The sequence below is a fragment of the Neisseria sp. Dent CA1/247 genome, from assembly GCF_022870825.1.
GTDB lineage: Bacteria > Pseudomonadota > Gammaproteobacteria > Burkholderiales > Neisseriaceae > Neisseria > Neisseria zoodegmatis.
The window spans coordinates 2,302,622-2,326,389 of record NZ_CP091522.1 but is presented as its reverse complement, the minus strand read 5'-3'; the positions used below and the strand labels follow the sequence as shown (position 1 = coordinate 2,326,389).

Genomic DNA, 23,768 nt, shown 5'->3' with positions numbered 1-23,768 from the left:
CTGTATATAGTACAGATTAACGTTTTGAGAATTGTTTGGCGCGGCGCGCTTTGCGCAGACCCGGTTTTTTACGTTCAACTTCACGAGCATCACGGGTAACGAAGCCGGCTTGGGAGAGAGTGGCTTTCAGTGAGGCATCGTAGTCAATCAGTGCGCGGGTAATGCCGTGACGGATTGCGCCGGATTGGCCTGTTTCACCGCCACCGGTTACATTAACTTTAATGTCGAAAGATTCGGCATTTTCAGTCAGAACCAAAGGTTGGCGAACAACCATGCGGCTGGTTTCGCGAGCGAAGAATTCGTCAACAGGGCGGCCGTTTACGATGATTTGGCCGGTGCCTTTTTGCAAAAATACACGAGCCACTGAACTTTTGCGGCGGCCAGTGCCGTAGTAGTATTTACCGTTCATGTCGTGTCCTTAAATGTCTAAAACTTTAGGTTGTTGTGCAGCGTGGCCGTGTTCTGAACCTGCGTACACTTTCAGTTTTTTGATCATGGCGTAGCCTAAAGGGCCTTTGGGCAGCATGCCTTTAACCGCTTTTTCTAAAACACGCTCAGGGAATTTCTCTTGCATTTCGGTGAAGCTGCGCTCATAGATGCCGCCGGGGAAGCCTGAGTGGCGGTAATATTTTTTGTCTAAAGCTTTGTTGCCGGTTACGCGCAGTTTGTCTGCATTGATAACGATGATGTAATCGCCGGTATCAACGTGAGGAGTGTATTCGGGCTTATGTTTGCCGCGCAGACGGCGGGCGATTTCTGCAGCGACGCGACCTAATACTTTATCTTGTGCGTCAACCACGAACCACTCGCGCTTTACTTCATGCGGCTTGGCTGAAAAGGTTTTCATAAGGGGTAATCCAGATAGATATAGAAAGCTGCCGATTTTATAGATGATTCGTAAGTCTGTCAATCTGATTTGAGTTGCTGGGAAAAATACGTTGAAGACTTTAAATGGAAGGTTAAATGGTGTTGTATTTGTTGCAATTTCGGTGTGCTTGGGTGTGGTTCGAATCTGATGGTTTTGAAGATTTGTGTGTTTTATTATTGATGTATCGGATAGGAAAAATGCCGCTATAGCGGCATTTTGTTTTTTGGGGAATCCCCGCAGGTGTCGTTTAGGCTGAATCCGCTTGAACCTTGCTGACAAGGCGGTCGCCACGGGCAGTTTCGGGTGCATCTGTACAGACGCTCGCGCCCACTGCATCTCCCGGCAACCTTAAGCGAACTTATTGGTTCAAAGGAATGTATGCCTTCGCGAACACCGCAGGGAATAAGCTTTTGGCTTGCTTAGGCTGTTTTGGATAAAACTTTATCGCAAGCATTAATCATGTCTGTTATTTTACGCTCAAAATCGCCAATTGCCAAATCATCTTTCATCGACATTTTTAAGAGGTCGTGAACGACGTTGAGGGCGGCCATGATGACGATTTTGTCGGTTTCGACGATGCGGCCGTTTTGTTTGATGGTGTCAAACTTTTGGTTCAGCATGTTGACGGCTTGCAAAAGGGTGTTTTTTTCTTCTGACGGGGTGCCGATGGTAAATGAGCGGCCCATGATGTCGAGGCTGACTTGTTCGATACTCATTGTCGGGTATCCTTATTTATTGGTTTGCTTCAGGTTCTTGCGGCAGGCGTGCCAGCAGTTTGCGGAGGTGTTCGGCGCTGGCATTCAATGCGTCGCGGTATTTTTGGTTTTCGGCGGTAAGCTCGTCGATTTTATTTTGCATTTCGTCGGTAACGCTCTGAATGCGGCCCTGCATTTCGTTTTTGAGGTTGCTCATTTGTACCATGAGGGCTTCGCTCAATTCGTCGACGGCAGCCTGGTGTTCGTTTTTTTGCTGTTCTTGTGCCATCTGGTGCTGCGTAATTTCGCTTTTCAGGCGGGCGATTTCTTCTTGATGGCGTCTGTTTTCGCCCAGCTGGGTCTCAAATTTCTGTACCAGCTGGTAAACATTGATTTCGAGTTTTTCCAGAGATTGATTCATTTTTCGTACCGCTCGGTTGATATGGAGGCAAGCATAGTAGGGATAAATGGGGCTGTCAAATAAGGCCGTCTGAACGTAATGTTTTTCAGACGGCCTGATGTTCTTTTATATATTTGACGGTTTATTCGAATCGGGTTTCGCGTTCCATTAATCTTTCGACAACCTGACGGGCGTTCAGTTCTTTGCGGAGAAGCTGGAGCAGGGTGTGGGTAATGGGCATGTCGATTTGGTATTTGCAGGCGGTGTTGAATACTTCTTCGATGGTGCTGACGCCTTCGGATACGTGGCCGATTTCTTTTAATACTTGATGCAGTTCTTTGCCTTCTGCCAAGCCTAAGCCGACTCTTCGGTTGCGGGAGAGTGCGCCGGTGCAGGTAAGTATGAGGTCGCCGATGCCGGCAAGTCCCATCATGGTTTTGGGTTGTGCGCCCATGGCGACGGCAAGACGGGTGATTTCGGCGAGGCCGCGGGTTACTAAGGCGGCGCGGGCGTTGAGGCCGTATTCGAGGCCGTCTGAAATACCGGTGGCAATGGCCATGATGTTTTTAACGGCACCGCCTACGGCCACGCCGATGATGTCTTCGCTGCCGTACAGACGCAATACGTTGCTGTTCAGACGGCCTATCAGTTCTTCAGTCCACGCTTTGTTTTCTGATGCCAATACAACGGCGCAGGGAAGTTGCTTGGCCAATTCTTGGGCAAAGCTGGGGCCGGACAGGACGCCGATTTTGTCGTTGTCGGGCAAAACGTCTTTAACGACTTGGAAGGTCAGCAAGCCTGTATCTTGCTCGAAGCCTTTGCAGGCGGTCAGTATGGGGAGGTGGGCGGCGTTGTGTTCTGCCAAGAGTTTGACGCTGTCGCGCAGGCCGGCTACGGAGGTAACGATTAATACCAGTTCGCTATCTTTTAAGGCTTCTTGTAATTCGGTATGGACGCTGAGTGTGTCGGGAAAGGTGAAGCCGGAGAGGTAGCGTTTGTTTTCTCTTTCTTGTCGGATGGTCTGCATGTGTTCGGCATTGCGCGACCATAATGATATGCGGTGGCCGTGTTGGGCGAAATGTAGGGCGAGCGCGGTTCCCCAAGAGCCTGCGCCGATAACGGTGATATTCATATGGGTATTCTCATTGTTGGAATGGGGCTAACTTTAAAACAATCATGGCGGTGGTGCAAGCTCGGCGGGGAAGGGGACAGACGGGTAAAACACGGGTATGGGAGGGAATATGTTTTAGATAAGTGCTATCGGCATTATTGGCAAATGTTATGGTGTTTTGAAAGTTGATTTTAAACAAATCAGCAAAAAATGATCGAGTTTATACTCAAGCCGGTTGTGGAAATATGTTGCGGCCACTCATTTAAGTTAAAACAAAAAATATCAATAACCATAATATCTTTGGAAGGAACCACCATGAAACATGCTATGAATAAAAGCGGCATCGTTCTTGCTGTATTGTTGGCTCTTGCTGCCTGCGGAGAAAAAGCGTCCGAACCTGCCGTTTCCGGTGCAGCTTCTGCTCCTGAAGCGTCCGCTCCTGCTGCTTCTGCACCGGCTGTGGATAACAGCACTGCTTCTGCCGAAGACAAGGAATTGCTGAAGCAGGCTCAAACCTTGTTCCAACCGCTGCCGGACGAGGCTGAAATGCAAAAGGCACATCCTTTTACGCCTGCACAGGTTAAGTTGGGGCATCAATTGTGGTACGAACCGCGTTTGTCTAAAGGTAATACGGTGAGCTGTAACTCATGCCACAACTTAGCGACGGCGGGTGTGGATAACCTGCCGACCAGCCCCGGTCACAAAGGCAGCTTCGGCGGACGCAATTCGCCTACGGCATTGAACGCTGCTTTGTTGGGCAGCCAATTCTGGGACGGGCGCGCGGCAACGGTTGAAGAGCAGGCCGGCGGCCCTTTGCTGAACCCGGTTGAAATGGCCAACGCCGACGAAGCGTCTGTTGAGAAGAAAATTGCGGCGATTCCCGAATATCAGGCTTTGTTTAAAGAAGCTTTCCCTGAAAACGGCGGCGCGGTTTCCTTTAGAAATATTACCCATGCGATTGCGGCTTTCGAGCGTACGCTGTTGACGCCGACCAAGTGGGATGATTATCTGAAAGGCAATATCAATGCCTTGAACGAAACGGAGCGCCAAGGTGTACGTTCGTTTATCAATAACGGCTGTATTGCCTGCCACAAAGGTGTGACGCTGGGTGGCGATACGTTCCAAAAATTCGGTTTGGTGAAAGGCCCTTACTGGCAGTTTACCGGCAGCAAAAAGCATGACGAAGGCCGCTTTGAAGTAACTAAAGCGGAAAACGACAAGTTTGTATTCCGCGTGCCGGGTCTGCGTAACGTGAGCCGTACTTATCCTTATTTCCACGACGGCAGCGTGTGGGAATTGGATAAAGCGGTCAGTATCATGGGCGAGGCTCAATTGGGTAAAGAATTGCCGAAAGAAGAGGTGGAAAAAATTGTGGCATTCTTGAACACCTTGTCGGGTTCCGTTTCCGACTCTGCGCGTACTGTGCCGGAGTTGCCGGTTTATTCTGAAGCCGATAGCCGTCCGAACAATCAATAAAACGCAGTTAAGATAAGTTTGAGGCCGTCTGAAAATATTTTAGCGAAACCCGCAAAGCTTGTTTTCAGACGGCCTCAATCGTTTTTGCTCGGTTGTATCGTTTTACAAGCCGGCAGCTGCTCTCAATGCAGGCACTTTGTCGGTGCGTTCCCAAGTAAACTCAGGCTCTTCGCGGCCGAAGTGGCCGTAGGCGGCGGTTTTGCTGTAAATCGGACGTTGCAGGTCGAGCATTTGTACGATGCCTTTCGGGCGCAGGTCGAAATGTTCGCGTACCAATTTAATCAGTTCTTCTTCGTTCAGTTTGCCTGTGCCGAAGGTGTCGATGGAAATCGAGGTCGGTTCGGCAATACCGATGGCGTAGGAAACCTGCACTTGGCATTGGGTGGCCAAGCCTGCGGCAACGATGTTTTTGGCTACATAGCGGCAGGCGTAAGCGGCGGAACGGTCGACTTTGGTGGGGTCTTTGCCGGAGAATGCGCCGCCGCCGTGCGGAGCGGCACCGCCGTAGGTGTCGACAATGATTTTACGGCCGGTTAAGCCGCAGTCGCCTTGCGGGCCGCCGATGACGAAACGGCCGGTGGGGTTGATCAGATATTTGGTTTCTTCCGTGAGCATGTCTTTCGGCAGCACGGGTTTGATGATGTACTCGATAACGGCTTGGCACAGCTCTTCATGGCCGATTTCGGGGTCGTGCTGGGTGGACAATACCACAGTGTCGATGCGTTTTACTTTGCCGGTTTCGGCGTCATAAACGGCGGTAATTTGGGCTTTGGCGTCGGGGCGCAACCACGGCAGACGGCCGTCGCGGCGCACTTCGCTTTGGCGCTGCATCAGGCGGTGGCTGTAATAAATGGCAAACGGCATCAGCGTGGGGGTTTCGTCGCAAGCGTAGCCGAACATCAGGCCTTGGTCGCCCGCGCCTTGGTTTAAGTCTAAGCCTTCACCTTCGTTCACGCCTTGGGCGATGTCGGGAGACTGTTGGTCGTAGCACATCATGACTGCGCAGCCGTTGGCGTCAAAGCCCAGCTCGGAAGAGTTGTAGCCGATGCGTTTGATGGTTTCGCGCGCTACTTTGATGTAATCGACGTGTGCGGTGGTGGTCACTTCGCCGGCCAGTACGCACAAGCCGGTGTTGACTAAGGTTTCGGCGGCCACGCGGGCAGTCGGGTCTTGCGCCAAAATGGCGTCAAGAATGGCATCGGAAATCTGGTCGGCCACTTTGTCGGGATGGCCTTCCGATACCGATTCGGAAGTGAATAAATATTCGCTCATGGGGGAAGTGCTTTCTTGAATAAGGAAGCCGCACACCGGGCCGGGGCGGCAGTAGAAAATAAACGCTGCGATTATAGCAGAGAACGCCGGTTTGGGGCGGCGCGTGCCGTCTGAAAAAACGGGAGCGGCATGAGCGGGCGATGATGTGCTTTTTACGGTGTGGAAGGTTTGATGCGGGCTTTTTTCCATTACAATAGCGTTTTTATTTCGCCCGCTTGTCCGCTTTATGCAGAAACTGATTGCCTTGATTTTCCGCCTGCTGGCCGCGCTGCCGTTACCGCTGCTGCATACTTTTGCACGCGCGGCGGGCAGTTTGGCGTTTCGTTTTTTGGCGGACAACCGCGAGCGTATCCGCAAGCATTTGGAGATTGCCGGCATCCGCGCCGACGACCGTATGATTAAAGCTGTGTTGCAGGAAACAGCCAAAGGCGGTTTGGAGCTGCCGGTGGCTTTTTTCAGACGGCCTGAAGAAGTGGCGGCGCTGTTTAAAGAAGTACACGGCTGGGAACATATTCAGACGGCCTTGGATAACGGCGAAGGGCTGTTGCTGATTACGCCGCACATCGGCAGCTACGATATTGCCGGCCGCTATATCAGCCACCGTTTGCCTTTCCCGCTGACTGCGATGTACAAGCCGCCGAAAATCAAAGCATTTGACGCGGTGATGCAGGCAGGCAGGGTGCGAGACAAAGGCCGCACGGCACCGACTTCTATTCAAGGGGTCAAGCAGATTATCAAGGCTTTGAGGGCGGGGGAGGCAACCATCGTGCTGCCCGACCATGTGCCCGATCCGCGGGAAGGCGGCGAAGGCGTTTGGGCTGAATTTTTCGGCAAACCCGCTTATACCATGACGCTGGCGGCCAAGCTGGCTCAAGTAAAAGGCGTGAAGGCATTGTTTTTCTGCGGAGAACGCCTGCCTGAAGGGCAAGGATTCGTGCTGCACATCGAGCCGCTTCAAGGCGAGTTGAACGGCGACAAGCAGCATGATGCGGCCGTGATCAATGAAAACGTAGAATATTGGGTGCGCCGCTTCCCCGAACAATATCTGTTTGCCTACAACCGTTACAAACATCCGGCAGGCGCGCCGCCGCCTCCCGATGCCGTCTGAAAAGGCTGTCGAACATGACTCAACCCCATACCCCGAAACGTATTTTGATTATCAAACTGCGGCATCACGGCGATGTGTTGCTGACAACGCCGGTGGTCGATCAAATCAAACATGCGTATCCCGATTGCGCTGTCGATATGCTGGTGTATCATGAAACCGCCGATATTTTGCGCGGCAACAGCCAAATACGCCGCATCTTCACCATCGACCGCCAATGGAAAAAACAAGGCCTCCGCCGCCAGCTGTCGCACGAAGCTGCGCTGTTTGCCGATTTGAAAGCGCAGCATTACGACTGGGTGTTCAATCTTTCCGACCAATGGCGCGCGGCCGCCGTGGCCAAATTGTGCGGCAAACGCAGCGGCAGCCTCAGCTACGGTAAGCGCGACAACGCTTTGTGGCGGTTTTGCCATAGCGAGTTGAACGAAGATCTCGGTCATGCCCATCATGTTGTGCAAAACCATCTTGCCGTGCTGCGTCCGCTGGGCTTGCAAAGCAGTTATCAGCCGAAAGTGCGCATGGAAATCGACGCCGCCGCGCGCGAATCGCTGCATGCCAAGTTAACGGAACGCGGTTGGCGGGGCGAGGCGTATGTGCTGATGCACCCCGGCTCGCGCTGGCAATTCAAATGTTGGGACAACGATAAATACATCGAATTGCTGCAACGCTTGTTAAACAGCGGTCGGAATGTGGTGCTGACCGCCGCGCCCGACGCGGAAGAACAAGCCATGCTGGACGAGATTACAGGCCGTCTGAATATACCCGCAGGCGTTCAGCTATGGCAGCTTTCAGGTTGTCTGAACTTACGCGAACTGGCCGCTGCGATTGACGGTGCAGAGCTGTTTATCGGCGTGGACTCCGTTCCCATGCACATGGCCGCCGCACTCGACAAGCCGCAGGTTGCCTTGTTCGGGCCGAGCTGGGTCAGCCGTTGGCGGCCTTATTCGGATAAGGCTTCGGTAGTGTGGGCAGGCGATTTCGGCGAACTGCCGCATCCAGACAGCATCAATACCGATGATAAAACCCGTTTGTTGTCGGCGATACCGGTGGATGCCGTGTGGAATGCCGTGCAGGAAAAGCTGAAGCCTGTTGGCGGGAATCAACACTCGGCCGTGTGATGTTTAGGCCTATTTCGGCACAATTTTATTCCGCTTAAGGGGCAGTGCTTTAGATTGATACCGCAGTACGGTATAATCGGCGCCGCAAAGACGAGAATTATCCTGCCGCACGCATTTCATCTTCATCCTGTGCCCGAACAATAATATATAGTTACAGTGAGCCGCCCCATGTTAGTTTGCAATCCCTACGAAATCATCATTCACGGCACCACCAGCAACGGAAAAGTGTTCCGTCCGAGCGACTGGGCGGAACGGCTGTGCGGTATTTTGTCATCGTTCGACAAGGGCAACCGGCTTTCTTATCACGAATGGGTACACCCGATTTTGGTCGATAAAATCCGTTGCGTGGCGGTGGACAAAAAGCTGGAAGAAATCAATCCGGCGATGTTCCGCTTTTTGATGGACTTTGCCGCCGACAACGATTTGCGTGTGATGGATTGCCAGTCGTTGATGGATGAACAGGCGGCGGCCAAAGAGCCGGCACAACAGCCTGCCGCACCTGCTCCGGCTGTTGAAGCTGCCGTAAAAGAAACGGCCGAAGCACAAGCCAAAGCCGATACTGATGCGGAACATAGTGTGTTGCGTGAAATCGGCGAAGAAGAAACCGCCGTCGCCTTCGCTGCTTTGAGCGTTCTGCGCACCATGCACAATGACGTTTCCCGCTTTGTCGAGCAGATCAACCATTATCAACGTCCTCAAGGCTACCGTTTGCTGGGTATTTTTGAAGAAGGTAAAACCAATGCCGTGGCCGTCTGCGGTTTCCGTGAGCAAACCAATTTAGCCAGCGGCCGCCATATCCATGTTGATGATGTGGTAACGATTCCGCAAGGGCGAAGCAAAGGCTATGCGGCACGCTTGTTGGCGGAAGTGCAAAATATCGCCAGAGAAGCAGGTATTTCGAAAATCCATGTACAATCAGACGTCGGCAGCGAGCGTACTCCCGCACACCGTTTATATTTTGAAAGCGGTTTTGAAATTGACGCTTTCCATTTTGTATGTAAAGTAGATTAAGGAAATCAAGATGAAAGCATTCTATGTAGCCATGCTGGCCGTATTGTTGGCAGCGTGCGCCCAATCCGGCGGCAACGGCCGGCAGCAGATATACGGTGAAGTGAAAAGCGGTGTGGAAACCTCACACACCCGTATAGGCCGTTAATGAACAATTGCCTTTAAATAAATCTGAGAAGATACCAAAGGCCGTCTGAAAATGATTTTCAGACGGCCTTAACATTTTATTTTGAAAGTTAGGAAATAGATAAGCTTGCCTGTTTACATTGGTTTGACGCACATAAAAAATCCTCCGAATACATTCCGCGGTGAGTATTCGGAGGATGGTTTGGCTTTTATACGGTTTGCGGCAGAAAAGCCTCAACCTGCCAATATTTTAAATGCTTAGATAATGCCTTCATTGTTTAACGGCAGGGCAGTTGCATCGTAGCTCGCTGTTGCGTAGCCGGTGTCGACACCTTGTACGCTCAAAGCTTTGTTGATGGCTGCGGAATCCCACACGCTGCCGTCATCGAAGTTGAATGATTCGATATGGTAGGCGGAACTCTTGAACCAGTCAAGAATCGTTAGACTGTCGGAACTGTTGACTTTAACGGTAAGGTCGTTGCCATTGCGTCCGAGCGTTAAGTCGGAAGACAGAATGCCTTTGCCGAAATCAAGCACATCGCAGTTGCCCGCTTGGGTGTCGAAATCGCAAATCACATCTTTACCGTAGCCGAGGTTGAACACATAAGTGTCATTACCTGAACCACCGTCCAAATAGTCGTTACCGAAACCGCCGTCAAGCACATCGGAGCCTCCTTTGCCGATTAAGCGGTCGTCTCCTGCCAGCCCGCTCAATCTGTTATGGGCACCGTTGCCGATGATTTCGTTGTTCAACTCGTTACCTGTGCCGTTTAAGTTGGCATTGCCCATCAGAATCAGGTTTTCAACATTTGCAGGCAGTTCATAGTCGATATAAGTGCGGACAGTATCTAAGCCTTCTCCTTTAAGCTCAATAACTTGATCGCCTTTTTGTTCAACCAGATAAACATCGTTGCCTTGGCCGCCGCGCATAATGTCATTACCGCTTCCGCCGTTTAGATAGTCGTTACCGTCTTGGCCGAACAGTCGGTCGTTGCCTTCATTGCCGTACAGCGTATCGCCGTTGGGGCCGCCGTAGATGATGTCGTCTCCGCCTTTGCCATAGATAACATCAGGACCGCTGCGGCCGTCGATGGTATCTTTGTGGTCGGTACCGTAGATGGTATCTTTACTGTCTGTGCCGACAATAACGCCGTTGATGATGTTGCCCGGGTTTTTGTCGATACCGCCGAAGCTGTTATCAGGATTGGCATTGCTGTCTTTACAGTTTACGCAATCATCGGGCTTAGGCTGAGGCTTCGGTTCAGGTTTTTGAGGCTCGGGCTGAGGCTTCGGCTCGGGTTTTTGAGGCTCGGGCTGAGGCTTCGGCTCAGGTTTTTGAGGCTCGGGCTGAGGCTTCGGCTCGGGTTTTTGAGGCTCGGGCTGAGGCTTCGGCTCAGGTTTTTGAGGCTCGGGCTGAGGTTTCGGCTCAGGTTTTTGAGGCTCGGGCTGAGGTTTCGGCTCAGGTTTTTGAGGCTCGGGCTGAGGTTTCGGCTCAGGCTTCGGCTGGGGTTTTGGCTTGGGTAAAGGTTGCCAGCCGTCTTTATCGCCATCATTATCAGGCTTGGGTTGAGGCTTGGGTTTGGGCTGTGGTTTCCATTTGCCTTTATCGTCATCGTCATCGCGATCGTGCTTGCCTTTGTCTTTATCCTTAGGTTTCCACTTGCCTTTGTCGTTATCGTCGTCGCAGTCGTATTTGTCTTTACCTTTGCCTTTAGGCTTCCACCACTTGCCTTTGTCGTCGTCCTTGTCTTTGCCTTTGGGATACCATTTGCCTTTATCGTCGTCGCGGTCGTGCTTCGGCTTCGGTTTGGCTTTCGGATAGGGATTCAGTGGAGGATAGTTGTCAGGATAGCAGTCAATCCAACTTCCTTTCTTGCCTTTGTGCCCTTTGCTTTTACTTCCGCCTTTACCCCAGCCGTAACCGTAGTAACCGCCGTATCCCGGCTGGTAGGCGTAGCCATAGTATGAATGACTGTAATTCATGTTTATTCTCCCAAAAAGGTTTCGTTGTAAAATCATTTACTTCAATAATATTGCTATTAAAGTAAATGACGGAACTTTAGTATTTTCATTCTAGCTTTAAATTTATTTTGGGAAGATTGATTTCATTCAAATGGTGGATTTCAACGCTTAATGGCAATGTATTAACATGTACAAATATTTCATTATTAATATTATGCTTTATGTTTAGTTTTTCGGCATAGAGTATCCTTGTAAAGCATTACAAAAATAAGATTTAAATTAATGTAGTTTATAGATAATTTTAAAATTTTTTCAAAGTGAAAGGAGTGTGTTAAAGGTGGCTGGTGCTTTAAAAATAACATGAATGATTGCGAGATTATTTTTAATCAAATGACATAATATTGTCAATTTAAAACCAATGCTTTTACATTCGGCGAAATAATTTCTTGTTGAAAAATTTTGCTTAAAAAATGTACAATTTCTGCTTTGCAGAAACGGCCATTCTGAAAAATGTATATCGGTACTTATTCCATTGATACGCCTATTGCGCTTGCTCCGATGGCAGGCATTACCGACAAACCTTTCCGGCACTTATGCAGGGAATACGGAGCGGGTTGGGCTGTGGGCGAGATGTTGAACAGCGATCCGACTTTGCGCCAAACCCGTAAAACGCTCCGTCGCAGCGATTTCGAAGGTGAAAAAGGGGTTGTTGCCGTTCAGATTGCCGGTAACGATCCTGTGCAGATGGCGGAAGCTGCCCGATATAATGTGAAGCAGGGTGCCCAGGTGGTGGATATCAACATGGGCTGTCCGGCAAAGAAGGTATGCAACGTATTGGCGGGCAGTGCATTGCTGCAAAACGAACCGCTGGTGGCCGATATTCTGCATGCCGTGGTGAAGGCGGTTGATGTGCCGGTAACGTTGAAAACCCGTTTGGGTTGGCACGACGAGCATAAAAATATTCTAACGGTTGCCCGCATTGCTGAAGATGCCGGTATTGCGGCGATTGCCATTCACGGCCGCACGCGTACGCAGATGTATAAAGGCGAGGCCGAATATGATTTGATTGCCGAGGCTAAAGGCCGTCTGAAGATCCCTGTGTGGGTGAATGGCGATATTACCGCGCCGCAAAAAGCTGCCGAAGTATTGAGGCAGACCGGAGCGGACGGCATCATGATAGGGCGGGGTGCGCAAGGGCAGCCGTGGCTGTTTCGGGATTTGAAATATTTTGCCGAGTATGGCCGCTTGCCCGAAGCGCTGACTGTTCAAGAGTGTGGCGAAACCGTTTTACGGCATATTCGCGATATGCACGGCTTCTACGGAGAGCGAGACGGCGTACGCATTGCCCGCAAGCATATCGGTTGGTATATCGGAGCCATGCCGGGCGGCGAGACTGTGCGCAGGGAAATCAATCAAACCGACAGCGCAGCCGCACAATACGATATGCTTGCCCGTTTTCTCGATCAGTTAAAAGACCATACCGACTGCTGGATGTGCAGCTACCGTTGAGGCCGTCTGAAATCATCAGGCCGAAAAATGAATAATAAATAATAAAGACATTGTTATGAAACAGAATATTCCCGACATAGCTCATTGTATCGAGCAAAATCTGAAGCAGTATTTTCATGACCTGAATGGAGAAACACCCTGTGCGGTTTACGATATGGTACTGCATCAGGTTGAAAAACCTTTGCTGGAGTGCGTGATGGCCGAATGCGGCGGCAACCAGTCGAAGGCTGCTGCCGTGTTGGGGTTGAACCGCAATACTCTGCGTAAGAAGCTGGTGCAACACGGATTATTGGAACAATAAAGATAAATTGTGGCCGTCTGAAAATCATGGCGGCCATTTTGCGTTTATATATATGAAATGATGAGGGAATTGCTCTAGTGTCAGCTTGACAGATTAAGAAGCCATACTCGTCAGCAATCCCATCAACAAAGACTTTTTGGCACGACATATCATTTATTCAAACAGTGATTTTTCATAATTAAGGAACCGAAATGGCAACTGTAAAACGCGCCCTGATCAGCTTGTCCGACAAAACAGGCGTTATCGAATTTGCCCAAGCCTTAAACAAGCTTGGCGTGGAAATCCTTTCTACCGGCGGCACGGCCAAAATGCTGGCCGATGCTGGTGTGCCCGTGATTGAAGTGGCCGACTATACCGGCTTCCCCGAAATGCTCGACGGCCGTGTGAAAACCCTTCACCCGAAAATCCACGGCGGTATTCTCGGTCGCCGTGATTTAGACGAACACGTTGCCAAAATGAAAGAGCACGATATCGGCAATATCGATTTGGTATGCGTGAACCTCTATCCGTTTGCCGCAACCATTGCCAAACCCGGCTGCACGCTGGAAGAGGCAATTGAAAACATCGACATCGGCGGCCCGACCATGGTGCGCTCCGCAGCTAAAAACTGGAAACATGTAGCCATCGTAACCGACAACAGCGATTTCCAAGCCGTTATTGAAGAACTGCAAAACCAGAACGGCACATTGAGCGACAAAACCCGCTTCAACCTTTCGCGCAAAGCCTTCAGCCATACCGCCCAATACGACGGCATGATTTCCAATTATCTGACCAGCGTGTCGGATGAAAAATTATCAGGCGAGCCTGAAATCGGCGAGTTTCCTGCGCAGTTCAACCAAAGCTGGATAAAAGTTCAAGAAATGCGTTACGGCGAAAACCCGCATCAACATGCTGCTTTTTACCGCGACGTTTATCCTGCCGCCGGTAGCTTGAGCGCCTACAACCAATTGCAAGGCAAAGAATTGTCTTACAACAACATTGCCGATGCCGATGCCGCGTGGGAAGCTGTTAAAGCATTCGAGCAACCGGCTTGCGTGATTGTAAAACATGCCAACCCTTGCGGCGTTGCCGTGGCCGATTCGCCCTTGAATGCCTATAAGTTGGCTTTTGCTACCGATACCACCAGCGCTTTCGGCGGCATTATTGCGTTTAACCGTGAAGTTGATGCCGACACCGTAGAAGCAGTAACCGGTCAGTTCCTCGAAGTATTGATGGCGCCTAAATTTACCGACAAAGCCAAAGAAATCATCGCCGCCAAGAAAAACGTGCGCGTGTTGGAAGTGCCTCTGCTGGCCGGCTCTAACCGTTTCGAGTTGAAGCGTGTCGGCGGCGGTTTGTTGGTTCAAACCCCCGATATCCACCGCATCAAGCGCGAAGATTTGAAAGTAGTGTCCAAACGCCAGCCGACAGAGCAAGAGTGGCAGGATTTAATGTTTGTGTGGAACGTAGCCAAATTTGTGAAATCCAACGCCATCGTATTCGGCAAAGGCGGCCAAACTTACGGCATCGGCGCAGGCCAAATGAGCCGTGTCGATTCCACCCGCATTGCTGCGCGTAAAGCCCAAGACGGCGGTTTTGACCTCAATGGCGCCTGCGCAGCTTCAGACGCATTTTTCCCGTTCCGTGATGGCGTAGATGTGATTGCCGAACAAGGTATCAAAGCGATTATTCATCCCGGCGGCTCGATGCGCGATGAAGAAGTATTTGCCGCAGCAGACGAGCATGGCATCGCCATGGTGCTGACCGGCGTGCGTCATTTCCGCCATTAATTATTGGTTTTGACGAATGTGAGGCCGTCTGAAAACTATTTTCAGACGGCCTCATCGTTATCATGTGTAACCATATAAAGCACATATCAAACTGTTTGCTCAAGCTGGTAAAGAGTAAATATTTTGACCCCGCTGTGAGCTGTGTCTGCTTTATTGCGTCAGACACAACATTTATCAGGATTCTTTCATGGAAAAACACCTAACTTTTAAAAACAAGCTTGAAATGAAATCGATTTTTGTGGTATAAATCGCGTTTTACCATTTTAGAAGTTTGGAGACTAACCATGGCACGAGTTTGCAAAGTGACCGGTAAGCGCCCGATGTCTGGCAATAACGTATCACACGCCAACAACAAAACCAAACGTCGTTTTTTGCCTAACTTGCAATCACGTCGTTTTTGGGTAGAAAGTGAAAACCGCTGGGTTCGCCTGCGCGTATCCAACGCTGCATTGCGCACCATCGACAAAGTAGGCATTGACGTTGTATTGGCCGAAATGCGCGCCCGCGGCGAAGCTTAATTTAAATATATTTTGATTAAGGAATACTGCAATGCGCGATAAAATCAAACTGGAATCAAGTGCAGGTACTGGTCACTTTTACACCACTACCAAAAACAAACGCACCATGCCCGGCAAACTGGAAATCAAAAAATTTGACCCGGTAGCCCGTAAGCATGTTTTGTACAAAGAAACCAAACTGAAATAAACAGTCGGTTTTTTGTAAGCAAAGAAAAAAGCCTTCGTATTTTGCGAAGGCTTTTTTATATTTTGATTTTATTGGGGAAGTCTTGGATAAAAAAATGCTGCAAGGGCGGGGGAGGCTTTTGTTCAATCAATAAAGATTTCAAAATATCCGCACCTGCAAAAGTTGTCTGGAAGGTATTTCGTTAAAACATGCTGAGCCGAGGTTTTACGAAACTCACAAAGTTCGCTTTCAGACGGCCTCACCCCCTTTAAAGTTTACTTTGGTATGTATCTGGATTTTTCAGAGGTTTCAGGTAGATGATTTATCTGCCTTCTATCAGCGAATCCGGCGTTTAAATACAGCTGAGGCTTCCGAATTTTGTGTATAAGGAAGCCTTAGTTTGTACGCCTTATGCCTCAGTTACAAATTCGCGGGAATAAGTTTTTTCACAGTAGTGGCATTTCAGCTTGGTTTGACCGCCACTGTTTTTCACATAAAAACGGCTTTTTACCGGCTCCCCGTGGCTGGCACAGTTGGGGTTGGGGCAGCGGAATACTTCGCTGATTGTATCAGGTAGGCTCAAATGCCTTTTTTCTACTACCTGAAAGCGTTCGATAACGTTTACTGTGGCTTCCGGTGCGAATAAGGCCAAGCGGTTAGATTCTTTTTCATTCAAATGAATGCCTGAAATTTTGATGATGTCTTTGCTGCCGTGAGTTTTGCTGGGGAGGTTGAAGCCTACGGTGACTGCATTGCCGGGATGCAGCAGCTTAAACTGGCGCAGAATCGCCAAGCCTTTGCCTGCCGGAATATGGTCGATTACTGTGCCGTTTTCAATCGCTTCTACGCTGTACTGTTTTTTTTCCATGTTCGGCTCCTCAAACTTCTTCATTCAGAATCAACGATAAAATCGCCATGCGCGCATAAACGCCGTTGGTGGCTTGCTCGAAATAATAAGCATAAGGTGTGCTGTCTACATTGGGGTGGATTTCATCGACACGCGGCAGCGGGTGCAGAATGCGCAGGTTGTTTTTGGCTTTGCTGAGCATAGAGGCATCGAGATTGAATTTGCCTTGAATTTTGGAAAATTCCTGTTCGTCGAAACGTTCCCGCTGCACCCGGGTCATATATAGAATGTCTGCCCATTCGATAGCGGCTTCCAAAGAGGGCAGAATCTGGTATGTACAGCCTGCTTCGTCTAATTCCTCGGTAATGTAGGCGGGCATGGCTAAGCTTGGAGGCGATACAAAGGCAAATTCGCAACCCCAACGTTTCAATGCCTGCGCCAAAGAATGCACGGTGCGGCCGTATTTCAAATCACCGCACATGGCTATTTTGAGATTATTCAGACGGCCCTGTGTCTCATAAATCGTTACCAAATCCAAGAGGGTTTGGCTCGGGTGCTGGTTGGTGCCGTCGCCGGCATTGATAACAGGCACGCTGGAAAACTCGGCCAACACGCGTGCTGCACCGTCTTTGGGATGGCGTTGGATAATCGCATCGGTGTAGCTGGAGATAATCCGCGCCGTATCAGCCAGAGTTTCTCCTTTTTTTGCGCTGGTGTTGGCACCGTCGGCAAAGCCGATTACTTTGCCGCCCAATCGTTGGACGGCGGTTTCAAATGAAAGGCGGGTTCGGGTTGAAGGTTCGAAAAAACACGAACCGATTAATTTGTCTTTAAGCAAATCCGTGCGTGGTTCGGCTTTGAGCTTGAGTGCGGTGTGCAGCAGCAATTCAAGCTGGGGCGTACTCAAATCGGAGATGGAAATGACATTTTGACGATAAAGCAAATTGGGCATTGTATTTCCTTTTTCCATAAAAAAGCCCGTGGGCAATACGGGCGCGATATGTGGGGAACGGCAAAACCGCTGCGGGTGGCAGCACGGCTGGGTTTGTGCGGCATCAAAATAGACATGGCGGTTTTGCGGTTGTTTGATTGGCGCAATTATCGCATAAACCAAAGGCCGTCTGAAAAAATATTTCAGACGGCCTGTGGCGTTGTTGATGGGTTTCCTTGAAAAGATAGGCTCTGTCGAAAAGACTTTAGTTTGCCCAAGAGCGAAGTAATTTTAGCAAACCATCATTGAATACATTAAATTATGCGGCACTCACGGAATCTTGGCGGCGCAGCAAGGTAATCAGGTCTGCAATCCGCTTTTTCATTTCTCTGCGGTCGATAATTTGGTCGATCGCGCCTTTTTCCAGCAGGAACTCTGCACGTTGGAAACCTTCAGGTAAGGTTTCGCGCACGGTTTGTTCAATCACGCGCGGGCCGGCAAAACCGATGAGTGCGTTGGGTTCGGCCAATACGATGTCGCCGAGGAAAGCAAAACTTGCCGATACGCCGCCCATGGTCGGATCGGTTAATACGGAGATAAACGGCAATTTTTTCTCGGTCAGCAAATGTAAAGACGCGCTGGTTTTGGTCATCTGCATCAAGGAGTTCAAACCTTCCTGCATGCGCGCACCACCCGAAGCGGCAACGCAGATAAACGAGCAGTTGTCTGCTACTGCGCGGCGCACACCTTGAACGAAACGCTCGCCGACTACCGAACCCATAGAGCCGCCGATAAAGCGGAATTCAAATGCGGCAACTACCACGGGCAAGCCGTTTAACGTGCCTTTCATGACCACCAAAGCATCGTCTTCGCCGGTGGTTTTGCGGGCGGCAGTCAGGCGGTCGGGATATTTTTTGCTGTCTTTAAATTTCAGAATATCGGTGGGTTTTACATGCGCACCGATTTCTTCGCGGCCGTTTTCGTCCAATAAAAGATTCAAGCGTTCGCGTGCTGATAGTGCGTTGTGATGGTTACATTTGGGGCAAACGTAGAGGTTTTGCTGTAAGTCGGTAGAGTAAAGTGTGGCGGAGCAAGAAGGGCATTTGTGCCATAGACCTTCCGGCACGCTTGATTCGTTTTTGTCTGCACGTTTGATTTTAGGAGGCAGGATTTTATCTAACCAGCTCATGTTAAGTTCCTTTGTTGTTTTCAGACGGCCTAATGTTAGTCGTGGTGTTTATATATTTCGGTCAAACCGATTGACTTGTTTTGCCGGTATTCAGCGATGTTGCCGGCATTTTAAAAGACTCGCTGTTTCAAGCGTGTGCGCCGATAAGTGCGGGCAGTAGAAATGGGGCTGACATTAGGCGGATAACTGAAATGCTTTTTGCACATTAAACAATCAATATAGCCAGCAGCAGCATAGTTGGCAACTGATTTTTTACCTGATTTTAAATATTCCGAGTAAAAAATCTAGATAGCGGCTTTGAGGTTGCGAACCAAAGCGCCAACCGATTCGGCTTCTTTGCCGGGGTTTTGCTCAATTTCTTTGACGATACGGCTGCCGATAATCACGGCATCGGCCACGGCGGCAACTTTGCGGGCGCTTTCTTCGTCTGAAATGCCGAAGCCCACACCAATAGGTATATTGATATATCGGCGCAAAACGGCAATTTTTGCTGCTACTTCATCTGTATCCAGTTTTGTCGAACCAGTAACGCCTTTGAGAGACACATAATAAACAAACCCGCTTGCCAGCCGGCCGATTTGCGCCATGCGTTCTTCGCTGGTGGTTGGGGCAACCAAAAAGATGCAGTCCAGCCCATTCTGAGCTAAAGCATCGCGAAGTGTAGTGATGGTTTCTACCGGAGAGTCAACAGTCAATACGCCGTCTACGCCGGATTCGGATGCTGCCCGGGCAAATTCTGCGTAACCCATTTTATGTATGGGATTCAGATAGCCCATCAAAACAACCGGTGTAACGGTATTTTTTTGGCGGAATGTGCTTACCATAGTCAAAACATCTTTTAAAGACACTTTGTTGGCCAGCGCACGCTCGGCAGCGCGTTGAATCGTGGGGCCGTCTGCCATAGGGTCTGAAAACGGAACGCCCAGTTCGATAATATCGGCGCCGTTTTCAACCATGCTGTGCATTAAGGCAAGAGTTGTATTGATATCGGGATCGCCGACAGTAATATAAGGTATCAGGGCTTTTTTACCGCCCAGTACATCGAAAGCTTGTTGGATTCTGCTCATGGTAGAGTAGAGACTGTTTTCAGACGGCCTCTATAAGGTTGAAAAATAATCGGGAAGTATAGCATTGCTTCACTTCAAAATGAGCGACTATTTTCAATTCGGTCGGAGTGTTCTGATTGTTTGCGGATGGGCTTAGATAATAACTATCTATAAGTATCTAAGTTGAGGGGTTCTTTTAATATAGAGCAGAGCGGATGTTTTGAATATCGGCAAGCATTTCAAGCGATATAAACAAAACAGCCTTTGCTTGTCCGTGGTGCGGGTTATAAAAGCAAAGGCCGTCTGAAAGAGAAAGTATTGGATAGATGAATTGAGATAACGGTTTAGTCGGGCTTGTGTTCGATATAGTTTTGTTTGTCTTTTTCAGACGGCCTCGTAACCGTATATTCGCCTTCTATAATGTCTCCCTCATTTTGCTGCTTGGGCGGATACTGGAAAGGGTTGTGACCGGTTTGAAAAGTTTCCATTTGAGCAATCGGCTTCCCTTTAATCGGCAGCAGCAAAATTAGAGCAATGATCAAAGAGACAAAGCCCGGGCTCATCAACAAAACCGCTGCAACCGTATAACGGATAGGCCACAACATTTGATACAGCGATATCCCTTTGTCGCTGCGCATCGTTGCCCCGGCCATCAATACCCCGGAAATCCCCGTATGGCGCAGCATCATAACGCCGCCGGCAAAACTCAACAGCATCAATAAAAACGTCAAACCGCCGCCAAGCCAGTCTGCCACCCAAACGATGGACATGATCTCCAAAAACAGTAGCACCAAAAAACCGATACCGAAAAATTGCATTACATTGGCTCCTTAACCAAGTGAAATCATCCGCACGCCGATTGTTGAGAAACAAAAAGTGCAAAGCAGGCGGATTGATTCAATCATTCAAATTGCTGCGGGAGTTTACCGGTATCAAACAAATTGAGCTTTGCCACACCGTTTAGATAGATTCGACAGCAGATTTTTTCATTGCCTAGTAAAATAAAGACTACTGCAAACCCTTTCAAGCGCCATTGGCGAAAACCGCCGCTATATGCAGTAAAAAAAAGTAAAGGCTGAAAAGAAAGGCCGTCTGAAAATTTTTGAAGCAGTTTAAATTTGCTATCCTTACGCCCATGAAAACACAATTGACTTATTTACTGAAAAAAATTCTTCCTGCCGCAACAGCTTTAGTGCTTGCGGCTTGTGCTACCACATCTTCAGACGGCCCCGTGCCTGAAGGGCATTACCGAGTTCAAAGCGGCGATACGCTCTACCGTATCAGCCAGCGTTTCGGACAAAGCGTACAAACACTGGCCGCATGGAATAATCTGAAAGACCCAACCAAAATCGAAGTAGGTCAAGTGCTTAAAGTGCGCGCTCAAGGCCGTTTGCAGGAAAGCCCGAGAAAAACGCAAACCGTCGCGCCCACCAACCGCCTGACTTTACAGTGGCCGGTAAGTAACGGGAGCGCAAACATCATCGAACACTATAACGGCAGCACCAATAAAGGCATAGATATTGCCGGCGAGCTTGGAATGCCGGTGCGCGCCGCCGCTGCGGGCAAAGTGCTTTATGCCGGAGAAGATGTGCGCGGATACGGCAAGATGGTCCTCATTAGCCACAACAGCAGCACCATCACCGCTTACGCCCATAACGACAGCTTCACCGTTCAAAAAGGGCAAACCGTTCAAGCAGGGCAAACCATCGCCACAATGGGCAGCACCGATACCGATCGCGTCAAACTACATTTTGAAGTACGCATTAATGGTAAGGCAGTTAATCCCACGCAGTATCTGAGATAAATTTTAATGTGGCAGAAGTCTCAATCAACAGGCCGTCTGAATTTTCAGACGGCCTGTTAAGTTTATGTGCGATATACCCAAACTTGTTCTACAAATATCCTGAAATGTAGGGGCAGATTACATATCCGCCCGTAACGGTTTTTCATGAAAATTCGAGGCCGTCTGAAAGCGAGCAAACGTAGATTGGGTCGTGACCCAACAAAAAAATATTCAACTCTTCTGCCGCATTGGGTTTGGCAGCCCAACTTACGGGGTGGCTGAAATTTTCCAAAGCAAGCGTGCGGGCGGATTGCATATCCGCCCGCAACGGCTTGTCTCAAGAAGCACCATTAGTAAGGCTCGGCCTTGGCTGCGGAATCGTTACCGAATATGTAAGTGTTGCTAGCGGTTTTATGCCGAACCGTCTGTTAAGGCTAAATGGAGCAAACAAGCCTAAGAAAACGCTGTTTGAATATGAAAAATCACCCAAAGTGCCGAAAAACAACATAACCTGACAATTTGTTGCAAATGTGCCAATTTTTGAAATTAAAAATATATTATTTTGATTTTTAATGGTTTTAATCTTGTTTGTGGAATAAACCATACACATTCTTTGGAAAGAATAAGCTCTAAAAGCCGATAAAGTTTGTTTTTTTGCAACGAAGCAATTATATTAGCAGGCATGAAATCGCTCTCCCGCGATGAATGCATAAGCTTGGATGGTTTCATAATCCATTTGAGTTTGTTTTCTTAAATGATAGAAAAGGAATACAGCAATGAAAAAATCTCTGATTGCTTTGTCTTTGGCTGCTCTGCCTGTAGCAGCTATGGCCGATGTAACCCTGTACGGTCAAGTTAAGGCCGGTGTTGAAGTTTCTAAAGTAAAAGTAGGCTCTGGTGATCAGGCTAATCGCAGCAAAACTGCGACAGAGATTACCGATTTGGGTTCTCGCATCGGTTTCAAAGGCCACGAACACTTGGGTTCTAACCTGAACGCTATTTGGCAAATTGAGCAAAAAACACCTGTTTCCGGTAGCAAAGAAGGCTGGGCTACTCGTGATTCGTTCATTGGCTTGGAAGGTGGCTTCGGTAAGTTCCGTGCCGGTAAAATCAGCACTCAGCTGAACGATATGGGTAACATTGATCCGTGGGAATACAACAACAATGCTTTAGGCTTGGGTGTGTTCACTCGTACCGGTGAGCGTGCAATTTCTGCTCGCTACGATACTCCTGTATTTGGTGGTTTCAGCGCAAATGTGCAATACACTCCTCGTGATAACGCTAATCCTAGTGATAAATACACTCATGACAAAAAATCAAAAGAAGCTTACTATGGTGGCTTGAACTATGAAAACTCTGGCTTCTTTGCTCAGTATGGCACTAAATTCCAAAAAAATGCTTACGCTAAAAATGGTAAAGATAAAGCTGGTCAGGTTCATCGTGTAGAAGCTGGTTACGATGCCAATAACCTGTTTGCAGGATTGGGTTATCAATTCACCAAAGGTGTAGATACTGTTCAATCTTACCGCGGTGCTTTGAGTAATGGTCACTCTCTTCCTAAGGATAATAAAGCAACTCCGGATGTTGATGAGTCAAAAGTTGATAATACTGCTGCCATCAAAACCCAAGAATTGGCTGCAACTGTAGGTTATCGCTTTGGTAACGTAACGCCTCGCTTGTCTTATGCTCACGGCTTCAAAGCGAAAAACGTTAGCAATAACGACAAAATCGACAACACTCGCTACCATCAAGTAGTTGTTGGTGCTGATTACGACTTCTCTAAACGTACTACTGCTATGGTTTCTGCCGGTTGGTTGAAAGCTGGTACTGGTAAAGAGAAAATCCAAAACACTGCCGGTTTGGTTGGTCTGCGTCACAAATTCTAATCATGTTATGATTAGCAAAGGAGCCTGCGATTTGCAGGCTCTTTTTTTGTTCTCATGTTTTGGATTTGGTATTTCTCATTAACGCTGCATTGTCGGGTATTGAATTGTTCCACTTTGTTGTTTAATGTTCATTAAATCTGATAATTCTTTCGCAGGTGGTACTGTTTGCTTGACTAAGTATTTGCATTGGAAATATAATTCCGCTCTTATCGACATGGTGTCGTTAAGTATTTCACTCAACAGGACGAGAAAATATGCCAACTATTAATCAATTAGTACGCAAAGGCCGTCAAAAGCCCGTGTACGTAAATAAAGTGCCTGCATTGGAAGCATGTCCGCAAAAACGTGGCGTGTGCACCCGTGTATACACTACTACTCCTAAAAAACCGAACTCTGCATTGCGTAAAGTATGTAAAGTACGCTTGACCAACGGTTTTGAAGTTATTTCATACATCGGTGGTGAAGGTCACAACTTGCAAGAGCACAGTGTAGTGCTGATCCGCGGCGGTCGTGTAAAAGACTTGCCGGGTGTGCGCTATCACACAGTTCGCGGTTCTTTGGATACGGCAGGTGTTAAAGACCGTAAACAAGCCCGTTCTAAATACGGTGCTAAACGCCCGAAATAATTTAACCCGATGGCACGTCGGTTATTTTCAATAATAAATAGCCGAGTAAGTGAGTA

Annotated in this window: 26 protein-coding genes and 1 other RNA gene; 13 read left to right on the top strand and 14 right to left on the bottom strand. The window is 48.8% G+C overall.

Features of this window, described 5'->3' with window-relative positions:
- Nucleotides 1-16: 16 nt before the first annotated feature.
- From rpsI to LVJ85_RS11415, 6 genes are all read right to left on the bottom strand, one after another.
- Complete coding sequence (gene rpsI / locus LVJ85_RS11440) at nt 17-409, bottom strand: 30S ribosomal protein S9 (RefSeq protein ID WP_244739909.1); 393 nt, start codon at nt 407-409, stop codon at nt 17-19.
- Nucleotides 410-418: 9 nt separating this feature from the next.
- The gene (gene rplM / locus LVJ85_RS11435; RefSeq protein WP_085363428.1) at nt 419-847 is read right to left on the bottom strand and encodes a 50S ribosomal protein L13; all 429 of its coding nucleotides are present in this window, start codon (nt 845-847) and stop codon (nt 419-421) included.
- 248 nt (nt 848-1,095) lie between these two features.
- A non-coding RNA gene (gene ssrS / locus LVJ85_RS11430) (6S RNA) lies at nt 1,096-1,273 on the bottom strand.
- Nucleotides 1,274-1,287: 14 nt separating this feature from the next.
- Nucleotides 1,288-1,584 (bottom strand): cell division protein ZapA, encoded by a 297-nt coding sequence (locus tag LVJ85_RS11425; RefSeq protein ID WP_115134374.1) that lies wholly within the window; start codon nt 1,582-1,584, stop codon nt 1,288-1,290.
- Nucleotides 1,585-1,600: 16 nt separating this feature from the next.
- On the bottom strand, nt 1,601-1,984 hold the full coding sequence (locus tag LVJ85_RS11420; RefSeq protein ID WP_244739908.1) for a hypothetical protein: 384 nt from the start codon (nt 1,982-1,984) through the stop codon (nt 1,601-1,603).
- 121 nt (nt 1,985-2,105) lie between these two features.
- Complete coding sequence (locus LVJ85_RS11415; protein WP_244739907.1) at nt 2,106-3,095, bottom strand: NAD(P)H-dependent glycerol-3-phosphate dehydrogenase; 990 nt, start codon at nt 3,093-3,095, stop codon at nt 2,106-2,108.
- Nucleotides 3,096-3,389: 294 nt separating this feature from the next.
- On the opposite strand from LVJ85_RS11415, the gene LVJ85_RS11410 reads away from it, so the two are divergent.
- The gene (locus LVJ85_RS11410; protein WP_244739906.1) at nt 3,390-4,550 is read left to right on the top strand and encodes a cytochrome-c peroxidase; all 1,161 of its coding nucleotides are present in this window, start codon (nt 3,390-3,392) and stop codon (nt 4,548-4,550) included.
- A gap of 102 nt (nt 4,551-4,652) precedes the next feature.
- Here the strand turns inward: LVJ85_RS11410 and metK are convergent, their stop codons facing one another.
- Entirely contained in the window at nt 4,653-5,822 is a 1,170-nt protein-coding gene (gene metK / locus LVJ85_RS11405) for a methionine adenosyltransferase (protein ID WP_244743206.1), read from the bottom strand.
- Nucleotides 5,823-6,015: 193 nt separating this feature from the next.
- On the opposite strand from metK, the gene LVJ85_RS11400 reads away from it, so the two are divergent.
- The 4 genes from LVJ85_RS11400 (at nt 6,016) to LVJ85_RS13375 (ending at nt 9,201) form a co-directional block, all read left to right on the top strand.
- On the top strand, nt 6,016-6,930 hold the full coding sequence (locus LVJ85_RS11400) for a lysophospholipid acyltransferase family protein (protein ID WP_255733916.1): 915 nt from the start codon (nt 6,016-6,018) through the stop codon (nt 6,928-6,930).
- 14 nt (nt 6,931-6,944) lie between these two features.
- Nucleotides 6,945-8,045 carry a putative lipopolysaccharide heptosyltransferase III gene (gene rfaQ / locus LVJ85_RS11395; protein ID WP_244739904.1) on the top strand — a complete coding sequence of 367 codons (1,101 nt, stop codon included), beginning with the start codon at nt 6,945-6,947 and terminating at the stop codon, nt 8,043-8,045.
- Between the two features lie 168 nt (nt 8,046-8,213).
- The gene (locus LVJ85_RS11390) at nt 8,214-9,056 is read left to right on the top strand and encodes a GNAT family N-acetyltransferase (protein ID WP_244739903.1); all 843 of its coding nucleotides are present in this window, start codon (nt 8,214-8,216) and stop codon (nt 9,054-9,056) included.
- A 10-nt stretch (nt 9,057-9,066) separates the two neighbouring features.
- A complete protein-coding gene (locus LVJ85_RS13375; RefSeq protein WP_255733779.1) occupies nt 9,067-9,201 on the top strand; it encodes a hypothetical protein in 135 nt (44 codons plus the stop codon).
- 236 nt (nt 9,202-9,437) lie between these two features.
- On the opposite strand, the gene LVJ85_RS13415 is transcribed toward LVJ85_RS13375, so the two are convergent.
- On the bottom strand, nt 9,438-11,162 hold the full coding sequence (locus LVJ85_RS13415; RefSeq protein ID WP_304653899.1) for a calcium-binding protein: 1,725 nt from the start codon (nt 11,160-11,162) through the stop codon (nt 9,438-9,440).
- A gap of 489 nt (nt 11,163-11,651) precedes the next feature.
- Between LVJ85_RS13415 and dusB the strand changes: the two genes are divergently transcribed.
- The 5 genes from dusB (at nt 11,652) to rpmG (ending at nt 15,425) form a co-directional block, all read left to right on the top strand.
- Nucleotides 11,652-12,650 carry a tRNA dihydrouridine synthase DusB gene (dusB, locus tag LVJ85_RS11380; RefSeq protein WP_244739902.1) on the top strand — a complete coding sequence of 333 codons (999 nt, stop codon included), beginning with the start codon at nt 11,652-11,654 and terminating at the stop codon, nt 12,648-12,650.
- Nucleotides 12,651-12,705: 55 nt separating this feature from the next.
- Nucleotides 12,706-12,951: a Fis family transcriptional regulator gene (locus LVJ85_RS11375; protein ID WP_085364520.1), complete on the top strand. Its 246-nt coding sequence runs from the start codon at nt 12,706-12,708 to the stop codon at nt 12,949-12,951.
- Nucleotides 12,952-13,142: 191 nt separating this feature from the next.
- The gene (gene purH / locus LVJ85_RS11370) at nt 13,143-14,720 is read left to right on the top strand and encodes a bifunctional phosphoribosylaminoimidazolecarboxamide formyltransferase/IMP cyclohydrolase (RefSeq protein ID WP_244739901.1); all 1,578 of its coding nucleotides are present in this window, start codon (nt 13,143-13,145) and stop codon (nt 14,718-14,720) included.
- Nucleotides 14,721-15,004: 284 nt separating this feature from the next.
- Nucleotides 15,005-15,238 (top strand): 50S ribosomal protein L28, encoded by a 234-nt coding sequence (rpmB, locus tag LVJ85_RS11365; RefSeq protein WP_085364522.1) that lies wholly within the window; start codon nt 15,005-15,007, stop codon nt 15,236-15,238.
- 31 nt (nt 15,239-15,269) lie between these two features.
- Nucleotides 15,270-15,425 carry a 50S ribosomal protein L33 gene (rpmG, locus tag LVJ85_RS11360; RefSeq protein WP_004283097.1) on the top strand — a complete coding sequence of 52 codons (156 nt, stop codon included), beginning with the start codon at nt 15,270-15,272 and terminating at the stop codon, nt 15,423-15,425.
- Between the two features lie 388 nt (nt 15,426-15,813).
- On the opposite strand, the gene pyrI is transcribed toward rpmG, so the two are convergent.
- The 5 genes from pyrI to LVJ85_RS11335 form a co-directional block, all read right to left on the bottom strand.
- The gene (gene pyrI, locus LVJ85_RS11355; RefSeq protein WP_244739900.1) at nt 15,814-16,272 is read right to left on the bottom strand and encodes an aspartate carbamoyltransferase regulatory subunit; all 459 of its coding nucleotides are present in this window, start codon (nt 16,270-16,272) and stop codon (nt 15,814-15,816) included.
- A gap of 10 nt (nt 16,273-16,282) precedes the next feature.
- Entirely contained in the window at nt 16,283-17,203 is a 921-nt protein-coding gene (pyrB, locus tag LVJ85_RS11350; RefSeq protein ID WP_244739899.1) for an aspartate carbamoyltransferase, read from the bottom strand.
- Between the two features lie 298 nt (nt 17,204-17,501).
- Complete coding sequence (accD, locus tag LVJ85_RS11345; RefSeq protein ID WP_244739898.1) at nt 17,502-18,371, bottom strand: acetyl-CoA carboxylase, carboxyltransferase subunit beta; 870 nt, start codon at nt 18,369-18,371, stop codon at nt 17,502-17,504.
- 284 nt (nt 18,372-18,655) lie between these two features.
- The gene (gene trpA, locus LVJ85_RS11340; RefSeq protein ID WP_244739897.1) at nt 18,656-19,438 is read right to left on the bottom strand and encodes a tryptophan synthase subunit alpha; all 783 of its coding nucleotides are present in this window, start codon (nt 19,436-19,438) and stop codon (nt 18,656-18,658) included.
- Nucleotides 19,439-19,761: 323 nt separating this feature from the next.
- Entirely contained in the window at nt 19,762-20,235 is a 474-nt protein-coding gene (locus LVJ85_RS11335; protein ID WP_244739896.1) for an FxsA family protein, read from the bottom strand.
- 317 nt (nt 20,236-20,552) lie between these two features.
- Here LVJ85_RS11335 and LVJ85_RS11330 point away from each other — a divergent pair, with 317 nt between their 5' ends.
- Complete coding sequence (locus LVJ85_RS11330; RefSeq protein ID WP_244739895.1) at nt 20,553-21,221, top strand: M23 family metallopeptidase; 669 nt, start codon at nt 20,553-20,555, stop codon at nt 21,219-21,221.
- 142 nt (nt 21,222-21,363) lie between these two features.
- Here the strand turns inward: LVJ85_RS11330 and LVJ85_RS11325 are convergent, their stop codons facing one another.
- Entirely contained in the window at nt 21,364-21,516 is a 153-nt protein-coding gene (locus LVJ85_RS11325; RefSeq protein WP_244739894.1) for a hypothetical protein, read from the bottom strand.
- A gap of 460 nt (nt 21,517-21,976) precedes the next feature.
- Here LVJ85_RS11325 and porB point away from each other — a divergent pair, with 460 nt between their 5' ends.
- Nucleotides 21,977-23,086 carry a trimeric porin PorB gene (gene porB, locus LVJ85_RS11320; RefSeq protein ID WP_244739893.1) on the top strand — a complete coding sequence of 370 codons (1,110 nt, stop codon included), beginning with the start codon at nt 21,977-21,979 and terminating at the stop codon, nt 23,084-23,086.
- A gap of 254 nt (nt 23,087-23,340) precedes the next feature.
- Nucleotides 23,341-23,712 (top strand): 30S ribosomal protein S12, encoded by a 372-nt coding sequence (rpsL, locus tag LVJ85_RS11315; RefSeq protein ID WP_002218431.1) that lies wholly within the window; start codon nt 23,341-23,343, stop codon nt 23,710-23,712.
- Nucleotides 23,713-23,768 lie beyond the last annotated feature (56 nt).